Raw genomic sequence first — 26,518 nt, 5'->3', positions numbered from 1 at the left:
CATGAAAAAGCTCGACCTCGATGTGCTGGCGATGGTGGTGGCCGTGGCGGAGTCCGGCTCGTTCGCGCAGGGCGCGCAGGCGGTGCACCGGTCGCCGTCGGCGGTGAGCATGCAGATCAAGGCGCTGGAGGATGCACTCGGCAAGCCGCTGTTCATCCGCGACACGCGCAACGTCACGGCCACCGACGACGGCCGCATGCTCGCCGAATACGGCCGCCGGATGCTGGCGCTGCGCGACGAGGCGTGGGCGTCGGTCGTGCGGCCGGAGATCCGCGGGCGCGTGACGATCGGCGTGCCGGACGACTACATCTCGTCGCTGCTGCCGCAGGTGCTCGGCAAGTTCGCCGCGATGCATCCGCGCGTCGAAGTGCGCGTGATCGGCCAGCCGAGCAGCGCGCTGGTGCCGATGCTGAAGGACAACACCATCGATCTTGCCTGCCTCACGCGCATCAAGGGCGTGACCGGCGAGCTGGTGCGGCGCGAGCCGATCGTGTGGACCGGCTCGGCGAAACGGAACGTATGGGAAGAGCGGCCGCTGCCGGTCGCGCTCTTCACGCACGGCAGCATGGCGCGCGATCACGCGCTCAAGGCGCTGAACCGGCAGAAGATTCCGTTCCGGATGTCATACGAAAGCCCGAGCTTCCTCGGCTTGCTCAGCATGGTCGAGGCCGGCCTCGCGATCGCGCCGCTCGCGCGCTGCAGCATTCCCGCGCATCTCGTCCGGCTGTCGCAGAACGAAGGGCTGCCGCCGCTCGACGCGGTCGAGGTCGTGCTCGCGCGCAGCGCGCAATCGGCGCGCCCGCTGTGCGACTACCTCGCCGAACAGATTCTCGACGAATGGCGCGCGTGAGCGCGCCGCGCGGCTGCCTGCACGTCAGCACGATTTCAGCAGCCATTCCCGAAACGCGACCAGCGACGGCAGTGTGTCGTTTTCCGGCGGATACACGAGGTAGTAGCTGCGCTGGCTGGTGATCGCGTCGCCGATCGACACGAGCTCGTTGCGGCTCAGCTCGTCTTCCACCAGCACCTTCGGCACGAGGCCGATCCCCATTCCCGCCCGCACGGCCTGGATCAGGTGCGACGTCAGCTCGAAACTGGGACCGATGCGCATCTCGCGATGATCGAGCCCGAAATGCGAGAACCATTCGGCCCACGCGTGCTGATTGCTCGTCACGCCCAGCAGCGTCTGCCCGGCCGCCCATGCCGGCGCACGCGGAGCCGCCTTGCGGCGCGCGGCTGACTCGGGGCTCGCGATCGCGATCAGGAACTCGTTGTACAGCCGGTGCGCGTGCAGGCCGGGCCAGTCGCCCGCGCCGACGGTGATGGCCGCGTCGAGATCGTCGGTATGGAAGTCGATGCCGCCGATCCGCGAATGCAGGTGCACGGTCACGCCCGGATGCGCGGCATAGAAATCGTGCAGGTGCGGCAGCAGCCATTTCGAGCCGAAGGTCGGCAAGGTCGCGAGCCGCAGCGTGCCGGCGCCGGCCTGGTGCGACATCGCCTGCAGCGTCGCGCCGCGGATGCGCCCGAGCGCGCCGCTCAGCTCGACGAAGTAGCGCCGCCCGACGTCCGTCAGCTTCACGGAGCGGCCTTCACGCCGGAACAGCGGCACGCCGAGCTGATCCTCGAGCGTCTGGACCTGCCGGCTGATCGCGCTCTGGCTCAGCGACAGCTCGTCGGCCGCACGCGTGTAGCTTTCGTGGCGCGCGGCGGCCTCGAACACCAGCAGCAGCGACATGGACGGGGTCAGGCGACGGTAATTCATGAGTTTTATGCAAGTTTTGCCGGGGGAGAATTCGTTTGTTTCTCGCGCTGATTCGCACGATACTGGATTTCCGGGCTGCGCGAAATCTTGCTCAAAACTCATGTTTTCGATCGAGGCCGCGCACCGGCTCCCTCCACATTGCGCTTTCATCCCATGCCGATCGCTCCGTTGCCCCGTCCCGCCAGCCCGCCCGAGGCTCGTTACCGCGACTTTCTCGCCGCCCTCCGGGCGGCCGGATTCGCCGGCGAAATCCGCGCGGACCATGCGAACCGGACCGTGCAGGCGACCGACAACTCGATCTACCAGCGCCTGCCGCAGGCGGTGATCTGTCCCGCGCATGCGGACGACGTGCGGCTGCTCGCGCGCCTGCTCGCCGAACCCGCGCACCGCGACGTCGCGGTGGCGGCGCGCGGCGGCGGCACGGGCACCAACGGGCAGTCGCTGACCGACGGCGTGGTCGTCGACCTGTCGCGCAACATGAACCGGATCCTGGAGATCAACGCCGGCGAGCGCTGGGTGCGCGTGCAGGCGGGCGTCGTCAAGGACCAGCTCAACGCCGCGCTGAAGCCGCATGGCCTGTTTTTCGCGCCCGAGCTGTCGACGTCGAACCGCGCGACGGTCGGCGGGATGATCAACACCGACGCGAGCGGGCAGGGCAGCTGCACGTACGGCAAGACACGCGACCACGTGCTCGCGCTCGACTTCGTGCTGATGGGCGGCGAGCAGCTGCACAGCGACGCGCTCGCGGACGACGAACTGGAACGCCGCTGCGCACGGCAGGACCGGGTCGGCAAGGTCTATCGCACCGCGCGCCGCATCAGCGACGAAAAGGCCGCGCTGATCGACGCGAAGTTTCCGAAGCTCAATCGCTGCCTGACCGGCTACGATCTCGCGCACCTGCGCGAACCGGACGGCCGCTTCAACCTGAACAGCGTGCTGTGCGGCGCCGAAGGCTCGCTCGGTTTCGTGGTCGAGGCGAAGCTGAACGTGCTGCCGATCCCGAAGTATTCGGTGCTGGTCAACGTGCGCTACGCCGGCTTCATGGACGCGCTGCGCGATGCGCGCGCGCTGCTCGAACTCAAGCCGTTGTCGATCGAGACGGTCGACTCGAAGGTGCTGATGCTCGCGATGAAGGACTTCGTGTGGAGCAGCGTGGCCGAGTATTTCCCGCAGGACGATGCGCGTCCGACGCTCGGCATCAACCTGATCGAATTCTGCGGCGACGACGCCGGCGACGTCGATGCGCGCGTGCGTGCGTTCGTCGAGCATTTGCGCACCGACACGAGCGTCGAGCGCCTCGGCCACACGCTCGCGACCGGCGACGACGCGGTGAAGCGCGTGTATGCGATGCGCAAGCGCGCGGTCGGCCTGCTCGGCAACGTGCAGGGCGAGGCGCGCCCGCAGCCGTTCGTCGAGGACACCGCGGTGCCGCCCGAGAATCTCGCCGCGTACATCGCCGAATTCCGCGCGCTGCTCGACGGCCACGGGTTGCAGTACGGGATGTTCGGCCACGTCGACGCGGGCGTGCTGCACGTGCGTCCTGCGCTCGACATGAAGGACCCGAAGCAGGCCGCGCTGGTGCGGCCGGTGTCGGACGCGGTGGCCGAACTCACGCAGCGGCATGGTGGCCTTCTATGGGGCGAGCACGGCAAGGGCGTGCGCTCCGAATATGCGCCGGCGTTCTTCGGCGAGCTGTATCCGTCGCTGCAGCAGCTGAAGGCCGCGTTCGATCCGCACAACCAGTTCAACCCGGGCAAGATCGCGACGCCGCCGGCGCCGACGCTGCGGCTCTTGAAGATCGACGAGGTGCCCACGCGCGGCGACCACGACCGGCAGATCGACGAGCGCGTGTGGCAGAGCTACGGCACGGCGATGCACTGCAACGGCAACGGCGCGTGCTACAACTTCGATCCGGACGACGCGATGTGCCCGTCGTGGAAGGCGACGCGCGAACGCGTGCAGTCGCCGAAGGGGCGCGCGTCGCTGATGCGCGAATGGTTGCGTCTGCAAGGACAGGCCGGCGTCGACGTCGTCGCGGCCGCGCGTGCGCGACAGCCGTTCCTGCGCGGTTTCGCGCAACGCTGGCGCAACAGCCGCGCGGCGCGCAACGGCGAAGCCGACTTTTCGCACGAGGTGTACGACGCGATGGCCGGCTGCCTCGCGTGCAAGTCGTGCGCGGGGCAGTGCCCGGTCAAGGTCAACGTGCCCGAGTTCCGCTCGCGCTTTCTCGAGCTGTATCACCAGCGCTACTTGCGGCCGCTGCGCGACTACCTGATCGGCTCGCTCGAATTCACGATGCCGTGGATGGCGCGCGTGCCCGCGCTGTACAACGGCCTGATGCGCGCCGGCTGGGTGCGCACGCTGCTCGAGCGGCACGTCGGCATGGTCGATAGTCCGCTCCTGAGCCGCTTCGACCTCGCGGCCGTGATCCGGCAATGGAAGGTGCGGCCGGCCGAGCCGCAGGCGCTCGCCGCGTTGAGCGATGCGCAGCGCGCACGCAGTGTCGTCATCGTGCAGGACACGTTCACGCGTTATTTCGACACCGAGCAACTGGCGACGCTGATCGAACTGGCCGCGCGTATCGGCTTCCAGGTGTGGCTCGCGCCGCTCGCGCCGAACGGCAAGGCGCTGCACGTGCAGGGCTTTCTTCGCGCGTTCGGGCAGGCGGCGATTCGCAACGCGACGCAACTGGCCGCGCTCGCGCCCTCGGGTGTCGCGCTCGTCGGCCTCGATCCGGCGATGACGCTCACGTATCGGCAGGAATACCTGAAGGTGACGGGGCTCGCCGACGTGCCGAAGGTCGCGCTGCCGCAGGAGTGGTTGCTGGACGCGATGCCGGAGGCCGGGGCGGGCGCGCACGGCGTGTCGGCAGCGTACCGGCTGCTGCCGCATTGCACCGAGAAGACCAACGCGCCCGACAGCGGCAAGCAGTGGGCGCAGGTGTTCGCGCGTCGCGGGTTGCGCCTGGCGGTTCAGGCGGCAGGGTGCTGCGGGATGTCGGGGACCTACGGGCACGAGGCGCGCAACCTGCAGACGTCGCGCACGATCTATGCGCAATCGTGGGCCGCGCATGTCGATGCGCCGGACGTGGAGGGTGAAGCGCTGGCGACCGGGTATTCGTGCCGCAGCCAGGTGAAGCGCATGTCCGCGCGGCAGGTGCGTCATCCGCTGCAGGCGCTGCTCGAGCACGTGCGTGCGGCGGCGTGACGGGCGGGCCGCGAGCGCGGCGCGGCAGCGCGCGTGACGGTGTCGAGCGGCACCGGCGATGCCGCTACCGACCGCTGCGGCTCAGGAGCCGGCTTTCGCGGTCTTTCGCGTGCGCGGCTTGTCCGCGACCGGAAACGCGCCGACGCCGCGCGGCCGTTTCGGCTCGATGCCCGTCTTGCCGATCACGTGCCGGAAATCGATCTCGTGCGCGGCGAGCGCGCCGATAAGTGTCGCGATGACCGCGAGGTGGGAAGGGACGGTGCCCTTGCTCGAATAGTTCGTGATGGAACTTTCGTTCATCCGGATCAGCCGGGCGAACTCGCGCGCCGTCAACTGCGCTTTCTTCAACTCCTGTTGAAATTCCGCGTACGCCATTGCACACATGTCGCCTCATCTCCGCAAAACTTGAATCGGCCCCGCGCGACGCCGGCGCAAACGGGTGGCGTTCCCGTCGTGCCGGCGTCGCGAGGCGTTACATCTTCACCTGGTCGAGGAAGGTCTTCTTGCCGCTCTTGTAGCCGTAGATCGAGATGATCCCGTGCGTCAGGTCGCCCTTCGCGTCGAACGTCGTCGTGCCGATCACGCCTTCATATTTCGTCGACGGCATCGCGGCGAGGATCTTCGCCGGGTCCGTCGAGTTCGCGCGCTTCATCGCGTCGACCGCGATGTAGACCGCGTCGTACGCGAACGGCGCATCGAACTTGATGCCCTGGTTGAAGCGCTTCTGGTACTTGGCGAGGAACGCCGCGCCGCCCGGCATCTTCTCGAGCGCCGCGCCCGCCTGCGAGCACAGCACGTTGTCGGCGGCCGGGCCGGCCAGTTGGGCGAGCGAGTCGGTGCACACGCCGTCGCCGGACAGGATCTTCGCGCGCAGGCCGAGCTGCTTCGCCTGCTTCGCGAGCGGGCCGCCGGTGGCGTCCATGCCGCCGTACATGATCGCGTCCGGGTTCTCGCCCTTGACCTTGGTGAGAATCGCGCGGAAGTCGACGGCCTTGTCGTTGGTCGCGTCGTGCGACAGCACCTTCAGGCCGAGCGCCTTCGCCTTCTTCTCGAATTCGTTCGCGAGGCCCTGGCCGTACGCGGTCGAATCGTCGATCACCGCGACGCTCTTCACGCCCTTCGACTGCGCGTAGCTCGCGAGTGCCGGACCTTGCTGCGCGTCGGTCGCGACCACGCGATACGTGGTCTTGAAGCCCTGCAGCGTGTAGGTCGGGTTCGTGGCGGACGGCGAGATCTGCACGATGCCCGCGTCGCTGTAGATCTTCGACGCCGGGATCGACGTGCCCGAGTTCAGGTGGCCGATGACGGCGACGACCTTGTCGTCGACGAGCTTCTGCGCGACCTGCGTGGCCTGGCGCGGGTCGGCCGCGTCATCCTGCGCGTCGAGCTGCAGCGTGATCTTCTGGCCGCCGATCGTCAGGCCCTTCGCATTGATTTCTTCCACCGCGAGGCGCGCACCGTTCTCGTTGTCCTTGCCGAGGTGCGAAATGCCGCCCGTCGTCGGTTCGACGCTGCCGATCTTCACGACCTGGTCGGCCATCGCGCCCGACGCGGCCGCAAATGCGGCGGCCGCCAGTGCGACGGTGATCAGGGGTTTGCAGCGCATGCCGACAGTGCTTCGTTCCATCTGCCATCTCCGTTGATTGATATTTCTGGTGCCGTCCGGTTTGCCGCGCGCCCTTGTGAGGCGGTCGGTGTGCCGGACGAATCTCCGTGACCCGTGACGGGCCCGGCTTGCATGTCGCCCGGGGCTCGCACGAGCGAGCGGGCGATTGCGTCCGGCGACACGCAATTCGTATGAATATATCCGAACGCGCTTGCGCCCGCTTCCGCGAATTGCCCGGCCTTGCGCAAATGTGATGCGATGGCGCAGCCGTTTCGCGATGCGTCGCGCAGGTGTGAGCGTCTTGCGCCGTCGATTGCTTCGATTATTCGATCGGGCCGATCCCGATGACCATGGACAGCGCGATGCAATCAATCCGGCACTGTTCGGTCGATTCGTCTGCACAGTTTCATCGCCGTGGCGCTGCTCGAGATGCCGCCACCCGCTTGTTGCAACTAACGGTCGAGCCCGGCGGCGTCGGCGAATGGCGAATGGCGACGGGCCGTTCGGCGCAGCGTGTACGTCCGGCTTTGCAGATGACGGGGCCGGTTCGGCCCACTGCCGGCTCGTCCGGCCCGCCGTTGCCGTTCGGCGCGGCCGCATCCCTACGTCCGTCCGCGCAAGGCCACGAATATCACGCCGGCAATCGCCAGCAGGCCGCCGCACACCGTTTCGATGCCGGGCCGCTCGCCTGTCAGCGCCATCGACAACACCGTCGCGACGGCCGGTGTCAGGTACAGGAAATTGGCGGCGCGTGCCGCGCCGAAGTAGCCGAGTGCGAAGGTCCAGGTCGCGTAACCCAGCGCGGCGGGAAAGATGCCGAGCACCAGGACGGCGAGTGCCGTGTCGCGTGACGCGCCGCCGCCGCCGAGCGATGCGAGCGCGCCGGGCAACCAGGGCGTGAGCAGCAGCGCACCGGCCAGCAGCGTATACGCGGTGCAGGGCAGCGCGCCGTAGACGGGAATCAGCCGCCGCTGCAGCACGAAATAGCTGGCCGAACACAATGCCGCGCCGAGGATCAGCGTGCTGCCGGAGCCGAGCACGAGGCCGCCGGGCTGGCCGTGCGCGATCACGGCGATGCCGGCCAGGCTGACCAGCGAACCGAGCCATCCCCGGCGATTGAAGCGTTCGCGAAGAAACACCGCCGCCAGCAGCGCCGTGAAGATCGGCAGCGTGTTCACGATGAAGCTCGCCGCGCCGGCCGACACGGTCTGCTCGCCGGTATTGAGCAGCGCGTTGTAGAGTGCGATGCCGAGCAGGCCGCAGACGAGAAAGCGCAACGCGTCGCGTCTGGCCGGCATGCGAGGCCGCCGCCATGCGAGCCATGCGATCGCGAGCACCGCCGCGGTCGCGAAGCGCGCGGCCGCGAGTTGCAGCGGAGCCAGCCCGTGCAGGCCGATCCGGATGAACGGGAAGGCGGAGGCCCACGAGACGATCGTGAACGCCACCGCGCCGGCCGCGACGAGCGGCAGTCGCGCGCTGCGCGACGAGGGGGAGGAAAGCGTGTTCATGCGGCAATGGTGTGGCGACGCGAGATGTTAAGCTAGCGCACAGATCAACCAGCGGGTATGAATATGGCTCACAGCTCGGGGCGACGCCGGGCCGATGGCCCGGCGCGCACGCAGCAGCATGCGGCGGACGCGCTGCCGTCGGTCGCGCCGGCACCCGGCCCGCGGCCGCCGCTGGCCAGCCTGGAAACCGTCTGTGCGGTGGCGCGGCTGGGCTCGTTCCTGGCGGCCGCCGACGCGTCCGGCGTCACGCACGGCGCGATCAGCCGGCGCGTGGCGGCCGTCGAGAACTGGCTTGGCATGGCGTTGTTCGAACGTCATGCGCGCGGCGTGCGGCTGACGCCGGACGGCCAGCGTTTCGTCGGCCGGATCGAACAGGCGTTCGCGATCATCGACGGCGCGGCCGACCAGTGGCGCTCGCCGCGTACGCCGCGACTGGTCAGGATGAGCGTGGTGCCGGCATTCGCGCAGCTCTGGCTGCTCGAGCGCCAGCATGCGCTCGAGAGCGAGGCGCCCGCGTTGCGCATCGAGCTCGGCATCGAGCTTCGCAATGTGGACATCGCCGCCGGCGAAGCGGATCTGTCGATCCGGTACGGGCGCGGCAACTGGCGTCAGCTCGAAACCAGCGCGTTCATGCCGGAGACGCTCCATCCGGTCGCGCATCCGCGGCTCGCCGCGCAGCTGGCCGCGCGGCGCCGTCGCAACGACGCCGCCGCACTGCTCGAGATGCCGCTGCTGCACGACTCCGACGTGACCGGCTGGCGCACCTGGTTCGACGCGCTCGGCATACCGTTCAAGCCGCGCGCGCAGGATCGCCGTTTCGAGGACTACAACCTCGTGCTCGCGGCGGCCGAGGCGGGGCTCGGCGTGGCGCTGGCGCGTACGCCGCTCGCGGATGCGTATCTCAGGCGCAGCGCGCTCGTCCGCGTGAGCCGGCATGAGGTCGAGTCGCCGCTCAGGTATCACTTCGTGCATGCGAAGGGCGAGAATCGTCCGGAGGTGCTCGCGCTGATGGAGCGGATGCGGGCCGCGCTGGGATAGGCGGCACGGGCGTCGAGGTGTGCGACGCCGGCGACGCAGGCGGCGCGGACGGCGCCGCCGCTCGACCCGGGCTACCGGATCGTCGACAATGCGACCGCGGAAAATTGCGGGACCCGACAGATTAACGAGAATCGAGCGTGTTGAACCGTTCGAATGCAGAGGGAATGAGGAATGAATAGACCAGACAAGTCGTCGAAAGCGCGTGCGGCGCTCGACCAGCTGTTTTCGGGCATGGCGCCCGCGGACGCGCAGCAGCGCGCGTCGCGCCCGGGCAACCCGTTCGAAGCGGCAGGCGACCCCGCCGGCGCCGACGGCCGCGTCGAAGTCACGCTGTCGACGAGAATCCAGTTGCGCGGCTACCCGGGCGCGGATGCGTTCATGAAGCGCATGGCCGAAGCCTGGGGCCTCGCGTGGGGCCCGTACGACGCCGTGCGGGCGACGGCGACGCTGCCGGCCGGCTGGCGCTCGCGCCGGCTGCCGGAAGTCACGCAGATCGTCGACGAACGCGACGTGCTGCGCGCGGAAAGCAGCCTGCAGGGCGGCGAGATGTCGTATCTGAAAGTGCATCCGCGCTATTACATCGATGCGCGCAAGGGGGTCGGCTGGCGCAAGTCGTCGAAGGCGTCCGACGACCCGGATCTCGACGGCCCCGACTGGAACTGCTACGTGATGGATCGGGAAAAATCCGCCGAGGTGCACGAGCTGACGACGTCGTCGTCGAAGGCCGATCTGGACAACGCGCGTGCGACGTTGCTGAAATGGCTCGACGAGCACTACCCGAAGCATCGTGATCCGTTCGCATACTGGACGGATTGCGAACGTCCGCTGTAAGTCCGCACGGCGCGCGGCCATCGTGGAGCACCATTGAAACAGGACGGTCCGGTCCCGATTCTCTGGGCAGCGTTCGGCGCGGCGGTCGGCTCGACCGTCATCGAGCTGATGCTCTGGCCGATTGCCGGAGAAGACCCCTTTCACAACCTGCTGCGCGACGCGCGCCTGACGGCCGCCCTCGTGATGGGGCGAGCCGTGCTCGGCGCGTCCCCGGGCTTCGATCCGACGATCATGGGCGTGGCGACGCTGGTGCATGCCGCGTTGTCGCTTGCCTATACGGCCGTGCTGGCGAGGATGGTGCGCAACCTGTCGCCCGGCGCCGCGCTGGTGGCGGGCGGCGCGTTCGGACTGCTGCTCTACGGTATCAACCTGCACGCGTTCACCGCGATCTTCCCGTGGTTCGTTCCGGTGCGCGGCGCGATCACGCTGATCGCCCATGTGGTCTTCGGCGTGATGGCGGCGGGCGTCTACTGCATCGTCCGGCGTTCGGCGCGCGCATGATCGTCGGCGGTTCGTGCATCACGCATGCGTATCCCGACCCCAGGAATAATCCGCCATGCCACATCGTCTAATGGTCGGGTGACCCTATACGAAGCCGCGCGTCGTCCGTGACGCCAAGGCTCGGGTGGTCGGGGGCAACAATGCAGGAGCCGATCATGTGCAACTTGTTTCGGGTCGGGATGGGCGTCGTCTGTCTCGGCTGCTCCATGTGCGTGCTTGCGCAAACCTATGACGACTCGCCGGACGAAGGCGCCCGCTGCCGTGCGGTCGTCATGCAAGCGGAAATCGACGGCACGGAACAGCAGATCGTCGGGCGCGCGTGCCGGCAAGGCGACGGCACCTGGCAGATGATGCAGAGCACGGACGGCAGCATCGTGTGGTATCCGGATACCGCCTATCCGTACGCCGACCCGTGGTACTGGGGACCGGCGGTGTTCGTCGGCACGGGCGTCAGCTTCGTCTTCATCGACCGTTTCCATCATCGCCATCACTTCGACCACTTCGGTCACGCCGGCCACTTCGACGGGGGCATGCGTGGTCGTGTCGGTGCTCCGATGGGCACCGGCTTTCACCGTGGCCCGGTGTTCGTCGGCGGTGAGCACGGGTTCGGGGGAATGAGGCGGCATTGAGCCGGCGTACATGGCGCGGCGGACGCCCACCGCAGTGTGTGTGCGCCGCGTCGTTGCGATCTCGCATTACGCGCGCGCGAGCGGCTCGCTTACTTCAACGCCCCTTCGGCCACCAGCACTTCATGTGCAGCCTTGAACGCGCCGAGCCCGTGCGGGATCCCGGAATACGCGGTGGCATGCAGCAGCGTCGCCTTGATTTCATCGACGCTCACGCCGTTGTTGAGCGCGCCTTTCACGTGCAGCTTGAGCTCGTTCGTATGACCGGCGGCGGTCAGCATCGCGAGATTGAGCAGGCTGCGCGTCTTGCGGTCGAGTGTTTCATCGCCCCATGCCCAGCCCCACGCCCATGCCGTGGTTGCACGCTGGAACGCCATCATGAAGGCGTCGGCCTTTTCCATCGACGCATCGACATATTCCGGGCCGAGCACTTCCCGGCGGATCGGCAAGCCCTTCTGAAACAGCGCATCATCTTCGTTCATGATCGATTTCCCCGGTTATTCCAAAGCCCCGGCGCCCGCCGGGCACCGTCCGCGCGAACGCGAACCGTCCTTCGACGCGAACAGGTAGCAGACCGTCGCGGTGACGACGAGGCCCACCATCCACGATACGTCGGCGCCGCCGAGAACCGATGCCCACGCGCCGTGGAAGAAGCTCTCCTCCATGAACGGCACCTGGACCGCAATCCCGAACGCGTAGATCGCGATGGCCCTGACGTTGAACGCCCCGTACACGCCACCGCTGCTGCTGATGATTTCCGTGACCCGGTAGCGGCGGTTGTTGACCAGGTAGAAGTCGATCAGGTTGATCGCGATCCACGGTGCCAGCACGATGCGCAGCGCGAAGATCGCGTTGAGGAAGATCGAGATGAAGTTGCTCGACGCCCACAGTGCAGCCGCGGTCGACGCCACCAGCAGGACCGCCGACACGACGACGCGCAAGTTGCGGCCGGGCACCCAGTGCGGCCGGAACGTCTGCGCGGCGGTGATGAACGACAGCACCGCGCCATACAGGTTCATCCCGTTGTGGCCGATGATGTTGACCAGAAACAGGAAGATCAGCACGTAGCCGAACGCGCCGGTCTGCTCGCGGATCGCCTGCATCGCGTCCGTCGAATGCCCGGTGCTGACGGCGAGCACGCCGAACAGGAATGCGAAGATCGTCCCCAGTGACGTGCCGAGGTACGTGTACGCAAAGGTCTTTCCGAATCCGGCGGAAGCCGGCAGATAGCGCGAATAGTCGGACGTATAGGGCGCGAAGCTGATCTGCCAGACCGCACACAAGCCGAACATCGCGAACCAGTTGGCGAGATCGAAATGACCCTGCTGGAACATCCGCGCATCGAGGCCCGGCACCATCAGCGCGATGCCGATCAGCAGTGCGCCACCCATGAACCACGCGCCGATCTTGTTGAAGCGATGAATGAAGTGGCAGCCGATCACACCGACCAGCGTCGCGAGCACCGCGCCGATGACGGTTGCGATCGGCACCGGCACTGCGGGCGCCGCCGTGTGGAGCGTCTTGCCCGCGAGAATGATGTTCGACACGAAGAAGCCGAGATAGATCAGCGTGGTGAAGCACACGACCAGCAGCGATCCGTAGCGGCCGAATTGCGCGCGGCTCTGGATCATCTGCGGCGCGCCGACCAGTGGCCCCTGCGCGGAAGTGAGCGCGTGAAAGATCGCGCCGAAGAACTGCCCGGCCGCGATCGCGACAATCGCGCTCATGAGGTCGAGGTGGAACACCAGTACCGACGTCGCACCGGAAATCACGGCCAGCGGGGCGACGTTCGTGCAGAACCACAGGGTGAAGAGGTCGGCCGGCTTGCCGTGCCGCGCCTCCGGCGGAACATATTCGATCGAGTTGCTTTCGATGGCGAGAACGCTGCCGTCGCTTTCCTGCTTTGTCATGCTGTCTCCATCTTTATTGCCGGGGCCATCCGTCGCCGCATGCGCCTGATGACGCGCGCGGCGCGGCATGGCCCTTGCGGCCTTGAGTCGATACTGCCGGCGAAAGCGTAGCCGCTCAGCGCATCACGAACGGGTCGCCGATCGGATCGTCCGACGTGCGCAGCCACACGGACTTCGTGGTCGTGTATTCGAGCGCGGCGCTCAGGCCGCCTTCACGTCCATGCCCGGACAGCCCGAAGCCGCCGAACGGCACGAGCGGCGACACGGCCCGATAGGTGTTGATCCACACGATGCCGGAGCGCACGTGCTTCGACACGCGGTGCGCACGCGTCAGGTTGGTCGTGAAGATGCCGGCCGCGAGGCCGTAGGCGGTGCCGTTTGCCTTCTCGATCGCTTCCTGTTCGGATTCGAACGTGTCGACCGACAACACCGGGCCGAACAATTCGGTCGTGATGCTGTCGGCTTGCGCGACGCCGGTGCAGTCGAGGATCGTCGGTGCGTAGTAATACCCGTCGCGCTCCAGCCTCTTTCCGCCTGCGAGCACCTTGGCACCCTGGCGCGCCGAGTTCTCGACGACCGTCTCGATGTTGCGAAGCTGCCGTTCCGTACACAGCGGGCCGTACTCGGTTTCCCGCTCGTTGGGTGAACCCACGCGAATCCGCGACACACGCTCGACCAGCAGCGCAAGGAACTGCTCCTTGACGGAAGCCTCGATCAGCAGGCGCGACCCCGCGACGCAACTCTGGCCGCTCGCCGCGAAGATCGCGGCGACCTGCGCATTCACCGCGCTCTGGATATCGGTATCGGCGAACACGATGAACGGCGACTTGCCGCCGAGTTCGAGCGACACCTTCGCGAGGTTGTTGGCCGTGTTTCGCACGATGTGGCGCGCGGTCTCGGGGCCGCCGGTGAACGCGACCTTGTCCACGCCCGGGTGGCTGCTCAGCACCGCGCCGCATTCCGGGCCGAAGCCGGTAATGACGTTGACGACGCCCGGCGGGAATCCTGCCTCGTGCACGATGCGCGCGAACTCGAGCAACGGTCCCGGTGCTTCCTCGGACGCCTTCAGCACCACCGTGCAGCCGGCCGCGAGCGCCGGGCCGATCTTCACCGCGGACAGGAACAGCTGGCTGTTCCAGGGCACGATCGCGGCGACCACGCCGACCGGCTGCCGCTCGAGCCACACCTGCATGTCCGGCTTGTCGACGGGGATGCTGCTGCCTTCGAGCTTGTCGGCGATGCCCGCGTAGTAGCGGTAATACTCGGCGACGTACGCGATCTGGCTCGACGTTTCCCGGATGATCTTGCCGGTGTCGTTCGTTTCGATTTCGGCGAGCCGCGGTGCAGCTTTTTCGACCAGATCGGCGAGCCTGTACAGCAGCTTGCCGCGCGCGGACGCGGAAAGCCCCGCCCAGGCGGGATCGGTCAGCGCGCGACCGGCCGCCGCTACCGCGCGGTTCACCTCGTCGGTGCGGGCTTCCGGCATCTGCGCCCACACGGCGCCGGTCGCCGGATTGATGCTGCCGAACGTGGCGACACCGGGCCCGAACTGCCCGTCGATATACAGCTGAAATTGCACATTCATGGCATCGCCCCCTTACTGGAACGCCGGCATCACGTCGCGGATCATCCGCTCGAGCGACGCCTTCTTGCGCTCGAAGCTCATGCCGGTATCGATCCAGAACGAGTACTCGTCGAAGCCGAGCTCTTCATAGGCCTTCAGGCGCCCGATCACTTCCGCGGGCGTGCCGATCACGTTGTTCTTGCGCATCGCTTCCGGCGTGTAGAAGGGGTGCGCCGCGATTTCGTCGCGGCTCAGCGGCTTGATCATCCCGCGGCTGACCGGACGCTCGTTCTTGAACCACGCGCCGAAGTAGTTGTAGAACACGTTGACTTCGTCGGCGGCCAGCTGTGCGTCGTCCTCGCTGCTTGCCACATAGGTGTGACGCAGCAGCATGATCTGCGGGCGCGGCACGTCGCTGAACTTCGCGCACGCGGCGTTGAAGTGGCCGACGAGCTTCTCGACTTCCTCGTCACCGAGGTGCAGCGGCGTGACCTGCACGTTGCAGCCGTTGGCCACCGCGAACTCGTGGCTGTTCGGATCGCGCGCGGCCACCCAGATCGGCGGATGCGGCTGCTGCAGCGGCAGCGGTGACGACGTCGTCGACGGGAATTGCCAGAACTCGCCGCCGTGCGCGTAATCGCCTTCCCACAGCTTCTTTACGGCCGGAATGAGTTCGCGCAAGCGCTGGCCTGCGCCCCACGCGTCGAGGCCCGGCATCAGGCGCTCGTATTCGAACGAGTACGCGCCGCGCGCGATCCCGAGCTCCAGGCGGCCGCCCGTGATGATGTCCGTCATCGCGGCTTCGCCGGCGAGCTTGATCGGATGCCAGAACGGCGCGACGACCGTGCCCGTGCCGAGCCGCACGCGCTTCGTCTTGTTCGCTAGGTCGACGAGGTTGATGAACGGGTTCGGCGCGATCGTGAAGTCCATGCCGTGGTGCTCGCCGGTCCAGACGGCATGCATGCCGCCGCGGTCGGCGATCTGGCACAGCTCGACCATCTCGTCGTACAGCTGCTTTTGGCTGGTCTGGTCGGAGACGCGCTCCATGTGGACGAAAAGCGAAAAACGCATGATGTGACCTTTCAGGAAAGAAGCGGGCGGATGGTGCCGGTGCTGTGATCGCCGAAGTACAGGCCGTAACTCTTCAACTGACTCTCTTTGCGATAGCGCTCGAGCATGCTGGCGAGCGCGCTGTCCTGGAACGCGTCGGCGTCGAGGTCGTCGAGGCTCACGAATTCGCCGGCGACCGCCGCTTCGTCCGGTGCGCTGCAGAGGAACGAGATGTACTGGTAGTGCGTCTCGGTATTGTTGTAGACCGAATAGATGAAGCTTGCCGATGCGTCCGGCTGGTATTGCCGGAACAGTTCGGCGAGCGCCTTGTCGGCGCCTGCGTTGCCGATTTCCCGGGTGGGCAGCGCCCACTTGCGATCGGCCGTCTTCACCATCAGGACCTTGTCGTCGCGCGTGATGATCGCGCTGACGATGACCTTCGGTCCGGCGATGACTTCGGCCGACAGCTTCGCCGGCGTGAAGTAGCCGCCGCGGTAGTAGCCGAGCCCCGCGTAGCCGGCGGAATGGAACGCCTCGATCTTGCCGATGATGAGCGCGTGATCGCCCGCGTCGATCACCGCGTGCGTCGTGCAGTCGAACCACGCGCTGACGTCGTCGATCAGCGGGTTGCGATGCGCGCTCAGGTGCCAGCCGACGTTCGCGAAGCGATCGTCGCTCGGTCGCGCGAAGGTGTTGGAGAGGTCCTTTTGCCCTTCGGCGAGGATGTTGATCGCGAAGTGGCCGATCGTGGAAAACGTCTGGAAATTGCTCGACGTCTTCGCGATGCTGACGAGCAGCAGCGCCGGATCGAGCGACACCGACGAGAACGAGTTCGCGGTGAAGCCGAGCGGCTGGCCGTCGTCGCGCGCGGTGGTGACGATCGTCACACCGGTCATGAATGCGCCGAACGCGTCGCGCAGCTCCCGCGAGTTGATGATCGGCGTTTCCTGGCTGATTGCTTGGCTCATGTCACACTTCCGATTTCAGGGTTTCCGCCTGCGGCACGGTCTGCAGCCACGCACGCAGCGCGCGATTGACGGCGTCGGGCGCGGTCAGGTTCACCATGTGGCGCTCGTTCTCGATCACGACAGCCTTGCCGTCTTGCGCGGCCTGCGCCATTTGCCGGGCCATCTCGGGCGTCGAATTCGGGTCGTCCGACCCGGTGAGCACGAGGGCAGGGCACGCGATCCGGTGCCAGCCGTCCGCGTATATGTCGTCACCGTTCGCGAACGCGGTGTACGCGGTCGCGTAGCCGGCCAGATCGACCGACTGCAGCCACGCTTCCACCTTCCGCGCGGCGGCCTGCTGCGAGTCTTCCGCGTTGAACCAGCGCCGCAGCGGCGTATCGATGTCGATGGTGCCCGAGCGCAGTTCGGCGGCACGTTGCAGCACGGCCTCGCGCGCCTGTTCGGTGCGGCGGTACACGCCGTTCAGGACTGCCACGCGCTTGACCAGATCGGGCCGCGTCACGGCGACGCCGGCGGCGATCAGCGAACCCATCGAGTGGCCGGCAAGGTTGACGGGGCCGACCTTCAGCGCCTCGATGAACCCGACGGCCCACTGGACGAACTGCTGCAGGTCGGCGTCGGTGTCGAGCGCATCGCTCATCCCGTGGCCCGGCATGTCGACGGAGATCACGCGGAAATCGCGCGACAGGTCGTCGATCTGCGGATACCACGCGCCCGCCTGCATGCCGACCCCATGAATCAGCACCAGCGGTTCGCCGGTGCCCTGGTCGAGATAGTGGGCGACGCGCTTATTTGACAGCAGCAGGGTTCTTGACGTCATTTCCGAGCTCTGCGAGATCTTTGTAGCGGTCGCCGATGCGGTGATGCGGACGGCCGGCGGTCGCGGCGCCGATGGCGATGACCAGTTCGTCGGCGGCCGGTGCATCCGGGATCGAGAACTGGAGCGTCAGGTAGTGCGAACGGCGGCCTTCGTCATTCTTGTCCATCATCGGGATCAGCAGCGGCGCATTGGCCGGGCCGCGCGTATTGTTGAACGCGAGGTACGACTTCGCGCCGACGGCCGTGCGATAGATGTTGCCGAAGTGCAGCGTATGGATCAGCGCGGATGCATGCTCGATTTCGCCGTCGAGGCCGACGATCGCGCTCTTGCCGAACGCTTCGACCGCGTCGCCCGAACCGGCCTCGTCGAGGATCAGTTTGGTCAGGTGTTCGCCGAGCTGCGGGGCGATCGCGCGAATCTCCGGCGACAGGTCCTCGACGTACCCGCGGCCTGCCCACGGGTTCTTGATGACGGCGACGGCGCCGATCATCTTCAGTGGCTTGGCAGCGACCTTGTCGCCATCCACGTAGAGCGTCTCGACATGGAGGACGGATTTCCGAATCAGGCTCATGGCACCTTCCTTTCGTGCGTTGATTGTGCGATTCATTGTGGTATACCATGTTACGGCATGCCATGCGTGTAAACCCGTAGCAGGAATTTCCCAAGAGAGGTGACAAATGAGTGCGTACTGGATTGCCCACGTGCAGGTGCTGGATCCCGTGAAGTACAAGGACTACACGGACATCGCGCCGCAGGCGTTCAAGAAATTCGGTGCCGTGTTCCTGGCGCGTGGCGGCGCGTCGCAGACGCTGGAGGGCGATGCGTTCGAGCGCCACGTCGTGATCCGCTTTCCCGACATGGAAACGGCGCTTGCGTGTTATCACTCGCCGGAGTACCAGGCGGCGAAGGCGAAGCGGGATGGATATTGCCGGGCGCAGATCGCGATCGTCGAGGGGCTCGGGGGCTGATCGCCTGGTCGGGCGCGGGCGCAGGCCGGGCGGGATGGAAGACGCTGGCAGTTAGGTCATAATATGGCATTCCATGTTTGCGCCCGGCTCGCGGCCGGCTGCAGGCCCATACCCGTTTCCAGAGTGCCGCTCATGCAAGACCTGAAAATCGACCGCAATGCCAAGACCCTGCGCGAACTGACGCTCGACAAGCTGCGTGGCGCGATCGTGCAGGGCTATTTCCGGCCGGGTGCCCGGCTCGTCGAGCGCACGCTGTGCGATGAGCTCGGCGTCAGCCGCACGGTGGTGCGCGAGGTGCTGCGGCATCTCGAGACCGAAGGGCTGGTCGAGACCGTGTCGCGGCAAGGGCCGGTGGTCGCGCGGCTCGATCCGGCGCAAGTCGGCGAGATCTACGAACTGCGCGGCCTGCTCGAAGCCAATGCCGCGCGTGCCTGCGCAGAGCGCGCGACGCCCGAAGTCGTGCGGCAGTTGCGAGAAATTCGGGCAACGATCGAGGATGCGTTCGAGAAGCAGGAACTGCCACGTGTGCTCGAATTCACCGAGCGTTTCTACGAAACCCTGTTCGAAGCCGCAGGAAAGCAGGTGTCGCTGACGGTGGTCAAGACGCTGAACGCGCGCATCAACCGGTTGCGCGCGCTGACCATCGCGATGCCGGGGCGCGGCGGCGATTCCAACACCGAGATGAACCGCCTGCTCGAAGCGATCGAGCAGCGCGACGGCAACGCGGCATCGGCCGCGTCGGCTGCGCACATCAAGCGGGTTTCCGAGCTGGCGCTGTCTGCGCTCGCGCAACAGCAGGACGAGGCATCCAGCGATAGTTGATGCAGCCCGAGCGCGAGCATCCAGACGCGCGAATTGACCCGGAAGGCCGCCGGCGTGCTACGCCGGCGGCCTTTTGTTTTGGCTATCGAATACGTGGCGATCCGCGGATGCATCATGGTTTTCCATGATTTTTGACACGTTGTTGTCGACCATAAGATGGCATACCATAATCTCATCGAGTAGCGCAGTAATCACGGGAGCACGCCATGACTGAGTCGATGACCGGGTCCACCGCGCAGCAGGCATTCGACACGCTCGGATTCCGCCGCGCCCTCGGCGCATTCGTCACCGGCGTGACGGTCGTCACGACGATCCAGCCCGACGGGTCGCCGCGCGGTTTCACCGCGAACTCGTTCACGTCGGTGTCGCTCGATCCGCCGCTGATCCTCGTGTGCATCGCGAAGACGGCATCGAGCCATGCGGTGTTCTCGGCTACGCAGCGTTTTGCCGTCAGCGTGCTGGCGGAAAACCAGACCAACGTGTCCGGCGTGTTCGCATCGAAGGCGCAGGACAAGTTCGCGCAAGTGCCATGGGATACGCGCAAGACGGGCGCACCGGTGATCCGGGATGCGGCGGCGAGCTTCGACTGCGTGACCCACGACGTGGTCGATGCAGGCGACCACGTCATTCTGATCGGGCGCGTGGTCGATTTCGCGCAGACGAGCGCGTCGCCGCTCGGCTATTGCCGCGGCGCTTACGTGAACTTCACGCTGTCGCAGGACGCGTTGTCCGCAGCAGGCGGGCATGCCGAGGTGGGTGCGATTCTCGAACATCGCGACGGGCTGGTGCTCGTCGATACGCCGCACGGGCTGCGCTTGCCGACCGGCACCCGGCTCGATCCGGCCAGTGACCCCGCGAGCCTGCGCGGCGTGCTCGCGAAGCTCGGGCTCAACGCGCATCTCGACTTCCTGTTCGCAGTTTTCGAATCGGCCGGCGGGCGCGAGGCTGGCGTCCATATCTATTACCGCGGCCGTGTTATGCCTACCGGTTCGCCGTGGTTCGACAGCAGCACCCGTATCGTGCCGCTCTGGCAAGTGCCGTGGGACGAGATCGCCGACCCCGCCGTGCGCTCGATGCTCGAACGCTACGTGCGTGAACGCCGGCAGGACGCGTACGGCATCTATGTCGGCGATACGGAGGCTGGCACCGTGCAGACACTTGCAGTCGCGCATTGAAGCGACTTGCCGCAATCAGGCGTGGCGAAGACACAAGAATCAGGATCATGATGCCGGCGAGGTTTGCGCCGCCGGTCTGAAGGCGCGTATTCGAATGGCTGCCATCCCGGCGGTCGCGACGCGCGGCGTTTCCCCTTGGAGAGAGAGACCATGAGCAGCAGAAGCATCCCGCGTTTCGCAGCGTCGCGCCTGGCATGCATTGCACCGTTGGCCGCCCTGTGCGCCGCGCCGGCACTGGCCGCCGATCCGATCGTGTTCACCAGCTGGGGCGGCACGACCCAGTCGTCGCAACAGAAGGACTGGGCGCAGCCGTTCACGCAGGCGAGCGGCATCAACGTGCTGATGGACGGGCCGACCGACTACGGCAAGCTCAAGGCGATGGTCGACAGCGGCAACGTCAGCTGGGACGTGGTCGACGTCGAGGGTGACTTCGCGTATGCGGCGGAAAAGGCAGGGCTGATCGAGCCGATCGACTATTCGGTGGTGAACAAGGCCGAACTCGACCCGCGCTTCACGACGCCGTCTGCGGTGGGCAGCTTCTATTATTCGTTCGTGCTCGGCTACTACAAGGCGAAATACACGAGCGCGCAGCCGCAGAACTGGGCGGACCTGTTCGATACCAGGCGCTTCCCTGGCAAGCGCACCTTCTACAAGTGGTCGGCGCCGGGCGTGCTCGAGATCGCGTTGCTCGCCGACGGCGTCGCGCCCAACAAGCTGTATCCGCTCGACCTCGACCGCGCATTCAAGAAGCTCGATTCCATCAAGGGTGACATCGTCTGGTGGAGCGGCGGTGCACAGTCGCAGCAGTTGCTCGCGTCGGGCGAAGCGCCGATCGGCATGTTCTGGAACGGCCGCCTGCATGCGCTCGCGCAGACAGGCGTGCCGGTCGGCATGTCATGGAACCAGAACCTGACCGCCGCCGACATGCTCGTGATCCCGAAGGGCGCGAAGCATCGCGACGCGGCGATGAAGTTCCTCGCCGCCGCGACGGGTGCGCAGGCTCAGGCGAAATTCGCGGCCGACACCGGTTATGCGCCGATCAACGTGAAGTCGGCGGCGCTGATGCAACCGGCAATCGCGAAAACGCTCCCGGACCAGTACAAGGCCACGCAGATCAACCTCGACATGAAGTACTGGGCCGAGAATCGCGACGCGATCGCGAAGCGCTGGTACGCGTGGCAGTCGAAGTAAGCCGGCGTGGCCAGTCGTATGGATCTGAATTCTGTTAAGGAGGCCGAACCGGATCGAGCCGGCGCGGATGAGCAACGAACCTGCTTGGGGCCAGCGGTAACAGGCACTCAAGTGCTGGCGCTGGCCGACCAAGGAGCCACCATGCCAAACGTATTGAGTACCGTCGCGCATCCGAGCGCGACGCCGCCGCGCAAGCGGCGCGACTGGCGCAGCATGCGGCTGCTGATGCCCGCAGTGCTGCTGCTCGTGATCTTCTTCCTGCTGCCGGTGCTGTCACTGCTGTTGCGCAGCGTGCTCGAACCGATGCCCGGGTTGCACAACTACGAGCAGCTGCTCGGCTCGACGACGTACGTGCGCGTGTTCGGCAATACGTTTCTTGTTGCGACGGTCGTCACGCTCGTCACGCTGATCGTCGGCTTTCCGATGGCATGGCTGCTCGCGATCGCGCCGCGCCGGCTCAGTTCGGTGCTGTTCGCGATCCTGCTGCTGTCGATGTGGACGAACCTGCTCGCACGGACGTTCGCATGGATGGTGCTGCTGCAGGGAACGGGGCCGATCAACCGCGCGCTGATGGCGCTCGGCGTGATTCACGAGCCGCTGTCGCTGGTGAACAACCTGACCGGCGTGACGATCGGCATGACCTACATCATGCTGCCGTTCCTCGTGATGCCGCTGCATGCAACGCTGCGCGGCATCGACCCGTCGACACTGCGCGCGGCCGCGGTGTGCGGCGCGAGCCGCTGGCAGGCGTTCTGGCGCATCCTCGTGCCGCTCGCGATGCCGGGCGTGGCCTCCGGCGTCCTGATGGTGTTCGTGATGGCGCTCGGTTACTTCGTCACGCCGACGCTGCTCGGCGGCCCGTCGTACATGATGTTGGCGGAACTGATCGCGCAGCTCGTGCAGGAACTGCTGAACTGGGGCCTCGCCGGCGCCGCGGCCTTCGTGCTGCTCGCCGTGACGCTAGCCCTCTATGCGTTGCAGCTGCGCTTCACCGGCAGCGCGCACGCCACCACCGGAGGCCGCTGAGATGAAACAACCCCGAAGCTCACTACGTTCGCTGCTCCCGGAGGGGGCGCCAGCCTCCCTTGGGGCGGCCCGGCGGGAGGACTGACATGTTGCTCGATTTCGATCGCCTGGGCGCGCTGCGCTGGATCCTCGTGGCCGTGGGCGCGGCTGTTGCGTTGTTTCTGCTGTTGCCGATCGTCTTTATCGTCGCGCTGTCGTTCGGCGATTCGCAGTGGCTCATCTTCCCGCCGCCGGGCTGGACCCTCGAATGGTACCGGCAGCTTTTCACCGACGCGGGCTGGATCGACTCGCTGCTGACCAGCGCGAAACTGGCGGTGATCGTCACGATGCTGTCCGTCGCGATCGGGTTTCTCGCGTCGCTGGCGCTCGTGCGCGGCAAGTTCCGCGGCCGCGAGGCCGTGCGGGGCTTCTTCCTCACACCGATGGTGCTGCCTGTCGTCGTGCTCGCCGTCGCGCTGTACGGGTTCTTCCTGCGCATCGGCCTGAACGGCACGATGACCGGCTTCGTCATCGGCCACCTGATCATCGCGCTGCCGTTCTCGATCATCTCGATCAGCAATTCGCTCGTGAGCTTCGACACGGCGCTCGAAGACGCGGCGCTGATCTGCGGCGCGTCGCCGCTTACCGTGAAGCTGCGCGTCACGCTGCCTGCCATCCGGCTCGGCCTCTTCGCCGCCGCGATCTTCGCGTTCCTCGCATCGTGGGACGAAGTCGTCGTGTCGATCTTCATGTCGAGCCCGACGCTGCAAACGCTGCCCGTGCGGATCTGGGCGACGCTGCGGCAAGACCTGACGCCGGTCGTCGCGGCCGCTTCGTCGCTGCTCGTCGGACTCACGACCGTATTGATGCTGGCGGGCGCCGTGGTGCGCCGCGCACGCGCTCACTGAGGTAACACGCCATGACTGCATTCCTGCAAATCCAGCGCCTGCGCAAGACCTACGACGACGTCGTCGCGATCGACCAGGTATCGCTCGACGTGCGCAAGGGCGAATTCATGACCTTCCTCGGGCCGTCGGGTTCGGGAAAGAGCACCACGCTCTACATCGTCGCGGGCTTCCAGGAGCCGACCGACGGTCGCGTGCTGCTCGACGGCAAGCCGCTGCTGTCGGTCGCGCCGAACCGGCGCAATATCGGGATGGTGTTCCAGCGCTATACGCTGTTCCCGCATCTCACCGTCGGCGAGAACGTCGCGTTCCCGCTGCGCGTGCGCCACCGGCCCGACGCCGAAGTGCGCGCGAAGGTCGAGCAGATGCTGAAGCTCGTGCATCTGTCCGAATGCCGCGACCGGATGCCCGCGCAACTCTCCGGCGGCCAGCAGCAGCGCGTCGCGATCGCGCGTGCGCTGGCATATGATCCGCCCGTGCTGTTGATGGACGAGCCGCTCTCTGCGCTCGACAAGAAGCTGCGCGAGGAAATCCAGCTCGAATTGCGCCGCATTCACCAGGAAACCGGCGTGACGATTCTCTATGTCACGCACGACCAGGAGGAGGCGCTGCGCCTGTCGGACCGCATCGCCGTGTTCAACCAGGGGCGCATCGAGCAGGTCGGCACCGGCGAGGAGCTTTACGCGAACCCGGCATCGCGCTTCGTCGCGAGCTTCATCGGGAACTCGAATTTCCTGCCGGTCAAGGTGATGAAGCACGGCGACGGCCGCATCGGCGGTGTGTTGCCCAACGGCCTCGAAATGGCGTCGGACATGTTCCACCCGACGCTCGCCGCCGGCGACGAAGACACGCTGATGATCCGCCCTGAACAGATGCGTATCAGTTCGCTGCAGCGCGCGAGCGGCACGAATGGTTTGAGCGCCGCGTCGGCCTTGCCCGTGACCGTGCGCGACGTCACCTATCTCGGCGATGCGATGCATTACGCGGTCGCGACGCCGTGGCAGCAGGAAATCTCGATCCGCACGCCGGCTGCGCATCGGCACGACAACGGCATCGTGATCGGCGCGCAGGCACTCGTCGACTGGGACGCACGCGACGCGCGCCTCTTTGCGCAAGCCTGACGGCGGCAGTCATGAGTCCTGCTCCGCCGTCCCTGAAAGTCCAGCGGCCGACCGCAACGCTGCGCGAGCTCGCGCTCGAGAAGATGCGCACCGCGATCCTCGATGCGCATTTCCAGCCCGGCGAGCGGCTGGTCGAGCGCTCGCTGTGCGAGATCCTCGGCGTGAGTCGAACCGTCGTGCGCGAGGTCCTGCGGCATCTGGAAACGGAAGGTCTCGTCGCCTCGATTCCGAACCAGGGGCCGATCGTCGCGGTCCTCGATTTCGACACGGCCGCCGAGATCTACGAAATACGCGCGTTGCTGGAGGGCGAGGCGGCGATGGCCTGTGCGCAGCATGCGGACGAATCGCTCGTCGCCGAGCTGGGCGCGTGTATCGACGCGATCCGGCAAGCGTTCGATGCGCAGGATCATCAGGCGGTGAAGGTGCTCACGTCGGCATTCTACGAACGCATGTTCATCGCCGGGCAAAAGCACGTCGCATGGGAAATCGTTCAGACGCTGATCGCGCGTATCAACCGGCTGCGTGCGCTGACGATCGCGTCCGACGATCGCGGGCACCGGGCGGTCGAGGAGATGCGCGCGATTCTCGCGGCCATCGCGGCGGGCAACGGCGTGGCGGCGCGCGAAGCGGCCATCGCGCACGTGCACCGGGTGGCCGAGATCGCACGCGGGCTGCTCACGCACGGTCACGAGAGTGCATCGTGGCGTCAGGCGGGGTAGCGCGTCTGGCTTCGTGATGCAGTGCCTGGCGCCCTCCGTCATTTGAAATTCTCCGTATTCGCGGCTCGAGTCGTGCTCGGGTCGCCTCCTGCATTTTTATCCCCGGAAGGACCGATCGTGGAATTGAACACGCTGTTGAAGGCCCCGGCGCTGTTGCGTCAGCAGGCTTATGTCGACGGGCAATGGTGCGACGCCGACTCGGGCGAGCGCCTCGGCGTGCTCGGCCCGGCGACGGGCGCAACACTCGGCACCGTACCGAGCTCGGGCTCGCCGCCTACCTCTTCAGCCGCGACATCGGGCGTGTGTGGCGGGTGGCCGAGCAGCTCGAATACGGGATGGTCGGCATCAATACGGGCCTCATTTCCAACGAGGTCGGGCCGTTCGGCGGCGTGAAGCAGTCGGGAGTCGGCCGCGAAGGGTCCCGCTACGGCATCGACGATTATCTGGTCATCAAGTATCTGTGCATGGCGGTCTGATCGCCGGTTCGTTTGACTGAAAGAGGGCGCGCCGACATGGATACGTGGTCGTCCAGAAACGCCGGACTCGCGCGCGATCGCATGGGACACACGCATCGTCGATGCGGGCGAACTCGCCGGCACGCGATACCCGCCCGGGTAACGCTGCACGTCGTTGCGATTTGCCTCGCGATGAAGACGATGGCGAACGAATGACGCTGTCGTGGAGGCTGCCCGCGCTGGCGAGCAGGGGCGCGGATTCGCCGTGGTGGCGAGCGAAGTGCACGGTCCGGCACAGTCCTCGGCTTCGGCTCCGAAAGAAATAGAGGAACTGGTCAGCACTTCTGTTGCCCTGATCCTGGACGGCGCGACGCAGGCGACGGACGTCGGCGCGACGATGGGACGCGTCAAGCAGGCGATCAGGCCGGTGTCCGATATCGTCGGCGAGATCGCCGCTGTGTCGGACGAGCCGAGCCGCGGGATCGAACCAGTCGATCAGGCCGTCGCGCGGCAGAATGGGGCTCTTGGCGAACAGTCGGCGGCAGCGGCACGTTTGCTGGAAGAGCAGGCAATGACTCCGGGCAAGGCTGGCTCGGTATTCAAGGCCTCGGAGAGCGAAATGTCTGCATGAAAGCGGGCGTTCTCAACGTTACATGCTTGGGTAATTCGGCCCGCCGCTGCCTTCCGGCGTGACCCACACGATGTTCTGCGTCGGGTCCTTGATGTCGCAGGTCTTGCAGTGCACGCAGTTCTGCGCGTTGAT

Annotated in this window: 26 protein-coding genes and 2 pseudogenes; 16 read left to right on the top strand and 12 right to left on the bottom strand. The window is 66.5% G+C overall.

Features of this window, described 5'->3' with window-relative positions; genetic code table 11:
* The first annotated feature begins 1 nt into the window (after position 1).
* Positions 2-850 (top strand): LysR substrate-binding domain-containing protein, encoded by an 849-nt coding sequence (locus DID98_RS29830; protein ID WP_124489318.1) that lies wholly within the window; start codon positions 2-4, stop codon positions 848-850.
* 24 nt (positions 851-874) lie between these two features.
* Here DID98_RS29830 and DID98_RS29825 read toward each other — a convergent pair whose 3' ends face one another.
* Positions 875-1,765: a LysR substrate-binding domain-containing protein gene (locus DID98_RS29825; protein WP_124571893.1), complete on the bottom strand. Its 891-nt coding sequence runs from the start codon at positions 1,763-1,765 to the stop codon at positions 875-877.
* 153 nt (positions 1,766-1,918) lie between these two features.
* Here DID98_RS29825 and DID98_RS29820 point away from each other — a divergent pair, with 153 nt between their 5' ends.
* Complete coding sequence (locus tag DID98_RS29820; protein WP_124571892.1) at positions 1,919-4,972, top strand: FAD-binding and (Fe-S)-binding domain-containing protein; 3,054 nt, start codon at positions 1,919-1,921, stop codon at positions 4,970-4,972.
* Between the two features lie 81 nt (positions 4,973-5,053).
* On the opposite strand, the gene DID98_RS29815 is transcribed toward DID98_RS29820, so the two are convergent.
* From DID98_RS29815 to DID98_RS29805, 3 genes are all read right to left on the bottom strand, one after another.
* Positions 5,054-5,356, bottom strand: a complete 303-nt coding sequence (locus tag DID98_RS29815) for an XRE family transcriptional regulator (RefSeq protein WP_124489315.1) — start codon at positions 5,354-5,356, stop codon at positions 5,054-5,056.
* Positions 5,357-5,444: 88 nt separating this feature from the next.
* Positions 5,445-6,599: a branched-chain amino acid ABC transporter substrate-binding protein gene (locus tag DID98_RS29810; protein ID WP_124523117.1), complete on the bottom strand. Its 1,155-nt coding sequence runs from the start codon at positions 6,597-6,599 to the stop codon at positions 5,445-5,447.
* Between the two features lie 581 nt (positions 6,600-7,180).
* On the bottom strand, positions 7,181-8,086 hold the full coding sequence (locus tag DID98_RS29805; RefSeq protein ID WP_124571891.1) for a DMT family transporter: 906 nt from the start codon (positions 8,084-8,086) through the stop codon (positions 7,181-7,183).
* A 57-nt stretch (positions 8,087-8,143) separates the two neighbouring features.
* Here DID98_RS29805 and DID98_RS29800 point away from each other — a divergent pair, with 57 nt between their 5' ends.
* From DID98_RS29800 to DID98_RS29785, 4 genes are all read left to right on the top strand, one after another.
* Positions 8,144-9,124 (top strand): LysR substrate-binding domain-containing protein, encoded by a 981-nt coding sequence (locus DID98_RS29800; protein ID WP_124571890.1) that lies wholly within the window; start codon positions 8,144-8,146, stop codon positions 9,122-9,124.
* 171 nt (positions 9,125-9,295) lie between these two features.
* The gene (locus tag DID98_RS29795) at positions 9,296-9,955 is read left to right on the top strand and encodes a nitroreductase (protein ID WP_124489311.1); all 660 of its coding nucleotides are present in this window, start codon (positions 9,296-9,298) and stop codon (positions 9,953-9,955) included.
* 33 nt (positions 9,956-9,988) lie between these two features.
* Positions 9,989-10,456 carry a sodium:proline symporter gene (locus DID98_RS29790; protein ID WP_124571889.1) on the top strand — a complete coding sequence of 156 codons (468 nt, stop codon included), beginning with the start codon at positions 9,989-9,991 and terminating at the stop codon, positions 10,454-10,456.
* Between the two features lie 155 nt (positions 10,457-10,611).
* Complete coding sequence (locus DID98_RS29785) at positions 10,612-11,085, top strand: hypothetical protein (protein ID WP_124489309.1); 474 nt, start codon at positions 10,612-10,614, stop codon at positions 11,083-11,085.
* A gap of 89 nt (positions 11,086-11,174) precedes the next feature.
* Here the strand turns inward: DID98_RS29785 and DID98_RS29780 are convergent, their stop codons facing one another.
* The 7 genes from DID98_RS29780 to DID98_RS29750 form a co-directional block, all read right to left on the bottom strand.
* Positions 11,175-11,564, bottom strand: a complete 390-nt coding sequence (locus DID98_RS29780; protein ID WP_124489308.1) for a carboxymuconolactone decarboxylase family protein — start codon at positions 11,562-11,564, stop codon at positions 11,175-11,177.
* Between the two features lie 15 nt (positions 11,565-11,579).
* Positions 11,580-12,992 carry a cytosine permease gene (locus tag DID98_RS29775; RefSeq protein WP_124571888.1) on the bottom strand — a complete coding sequence of 471 codons (1,413 nt, stop codon included), beginning with the start codon at positions 12,990-12,992 and terminating at the stop codon, positions 11,580-11,582.
* Positions 12,993-13,107: 115 nt separating this feature from the next.
* Positions 13,108-14,577, bottom strand: a complete 1,470-nt coding sequence (locus DID98_RS29770) for an aldehyde dehydrogenase (protein ID WP_124571887.1) — start codon at positions 14,575-14,577, stop codon at positions 13,108-13,110.
* Positions 14,578-14,589: 12 nt separating this feature from the next.
* Entirely contained in the window at positions 14,590-15,627 is a 1,038-nt protein-coding gene (locus tag DID98_RS29765; RefSeq protein WP_124489305.1) for an LLM class flavin-dependent oxidoreductase, read from the bottom strand.
* An 11-nt stretch (positions 15,628-15,638) separates the two neighbouring features.
* Positions 15,639-16,574: a flavin reductase gene (locus tag DID98_RS29760; RefSeq protein WP_124489304.1), complete on the bottom strand. Its 936-nt coding sequence runs from the start codon at positions 16,572-16,574 to the stop codon at positions 15,639-15,641.
* Between the two features lies 1 nt (position 16,575).
* A complete protein-coding gene (locus DID98_RS29755; protein ID WP_124489303.1) occupies positions 16,576-17,394 on the bottom strand; it encodes an alpha/beta fold hydrolase in 819 nt (272 codons plus the stop codon).
* Complete coding sequence (locus tag DID98_RS29750) at positions 17,363-17,965, bottom strand: amino acid synthesis family protein (protein WP_124523129.1); 603 nt, start codon at positions 17,963-17,965, stop codon at positions 17,363-17,365. The genes DID98_RS29755 and DID98_RS29750 overlap by 32 nt, the downstream gene beginning before the upstream one ends.
* Before the next feature lie 106 nt (positions 17,966-18,071).
* Between DID98_RS29750 and DID98_RS29745 the strand changes: the two genes are divergently transcribed.
* The 10 genes and pseudogenes from DID98_RS29745 to DID98_RS29700 all read left to right on the top strand — a co-directional run.
* Positions 18,072-18,362, top strand: a complete 291-nt coding sequence (locus DID98_RS29745) for a DUF1330 domain-containing protein (RefSeq protein WP_124489301.1) — start codon at positions 18,072-18,074, stop codon at positions 18,360-18,362.
* Between the two features lie 132 nt (positions 18,363-18,494).
* Complete coding sequence (locus DID98_RS29740) at positions 18,495-19,184, top strand: GntR family transcriptional regulator (RefSeq protein ID WP_124489300.1); 690 nt, start codon at positions 18,495-18,497, stop codon at positions 19,182-19,184.
* A gap of 206 nt (positions 19,185-19,390) precedes the next feature.
* Entirely contained in the window at positions 19,391-20,359 is a 969-nt protein-coding gene (locus tag DID98_RS29735; RefSeq protein WP_124489299.1) for a flavin reductase, read from the top strand.
* Between the two features lie 150 nt (positions 20,360-20,509).
* Positions 20,510-21,550 carry an ABC transporter substrate-binding protein gene (locus tag DID98_RS29730; RefSeq protein WP_124571886.1) on the top strand — a complete coding sequence of 347 codons (1,041 nt, stop codon included), beginning with the start codon at positions 20,510-20,512 and terminating at the stop codon, positions 21,548-21,550.
* 141 nt (positions 21,551-21,691) lie between these two features.
* Positions 21,692-22,576, top strand: coding sequence for an ABC transporter permease (locus DID98_RS29725; protein WP_124489297.1), 885 nt, complete (start codon positions 21,692-21,694; stop codon positions 22,574-22,576).
* 86 nt (positions 22,577-22,662) lie between these two features.
* Positions 22,663-23,463 carry an ABC transporter permease gene (locus DID98_RS29720; protein ID WP_124489296.1) on the top strand — a complete coding sequence of 267 codons (801 nt, stop codon included), beginning with the start codon at positions 22,663-22,665 and terminating at the stop codon, positions 23,461-23,463.
* Positions 23,464-23,474: 11 nt separating this feature from the next.
* Complete coding sequence (locus DID98_RS29715; RefSeq protein WP_124571885.1) at positions 23,475-24,581, top strand: ABC transporter ATP-binding protein; 1,107 nt, start codon at positions 23,475-23,477, stop codon at positions 24,579-24,581.
* Positions 24,582-24,592: 11 nt separating this feature from the next.
* Positions 24,593-25,300 (top strand): GntR family transcriptional regulator, encoded by a 708-nt coding sequence (locus DID98_RS29710; RefSeq protein WP_124489294.1) that lies wholly within the window; start codon positions 24,593-24,595, stop codon positions 25,298-25,300.
* Between the two features lie 254 nt (positions 25,301-25,554).
* A pseudogene (locus DID98_RS29705) lies at positions 25,555-25,776 on the top strand (aldehyde dehydrogenase family protein); the annotation flags it as partial.
* Between the two features lie 193 nt (positions 25,777-25,969).
* A pseudogene (locus tag DID98_RS29700) lies at positions 25,970-26,386 on the top strand (methyl-accepting chemotaxis protein); the annotation flags it as partial.
* An 18-nt stretch (positions 26,387-26,404) separates the two neighbouring features.
* On the opposite strand, the gene DID98_RS29695 reads toward DID98_RS29700, so the two are convergent.
* Positions 26,405-26,518: 4Fe-4S dicluster domain-containing protein (locus tag DID98_RS29695; protein ID WP_148093545.1), on the bottom strand; the 114-nt coding region annotated here is incomplete at its 5' end.

Origin of the sequence: Burkholderia sp. Bp8984 (genome assembly GCF_003853755.1) — a bacterium.
Taxonomy (GTDB): domain Bacteria; phylum Pseudomonadota; class Gammaproteobacteria; order Burkholderiales; family Burkholderiaceae; genus Burkholderia.
This window is presented reverse-complemented; position numbering and strand designations above follow the sequence as displayed.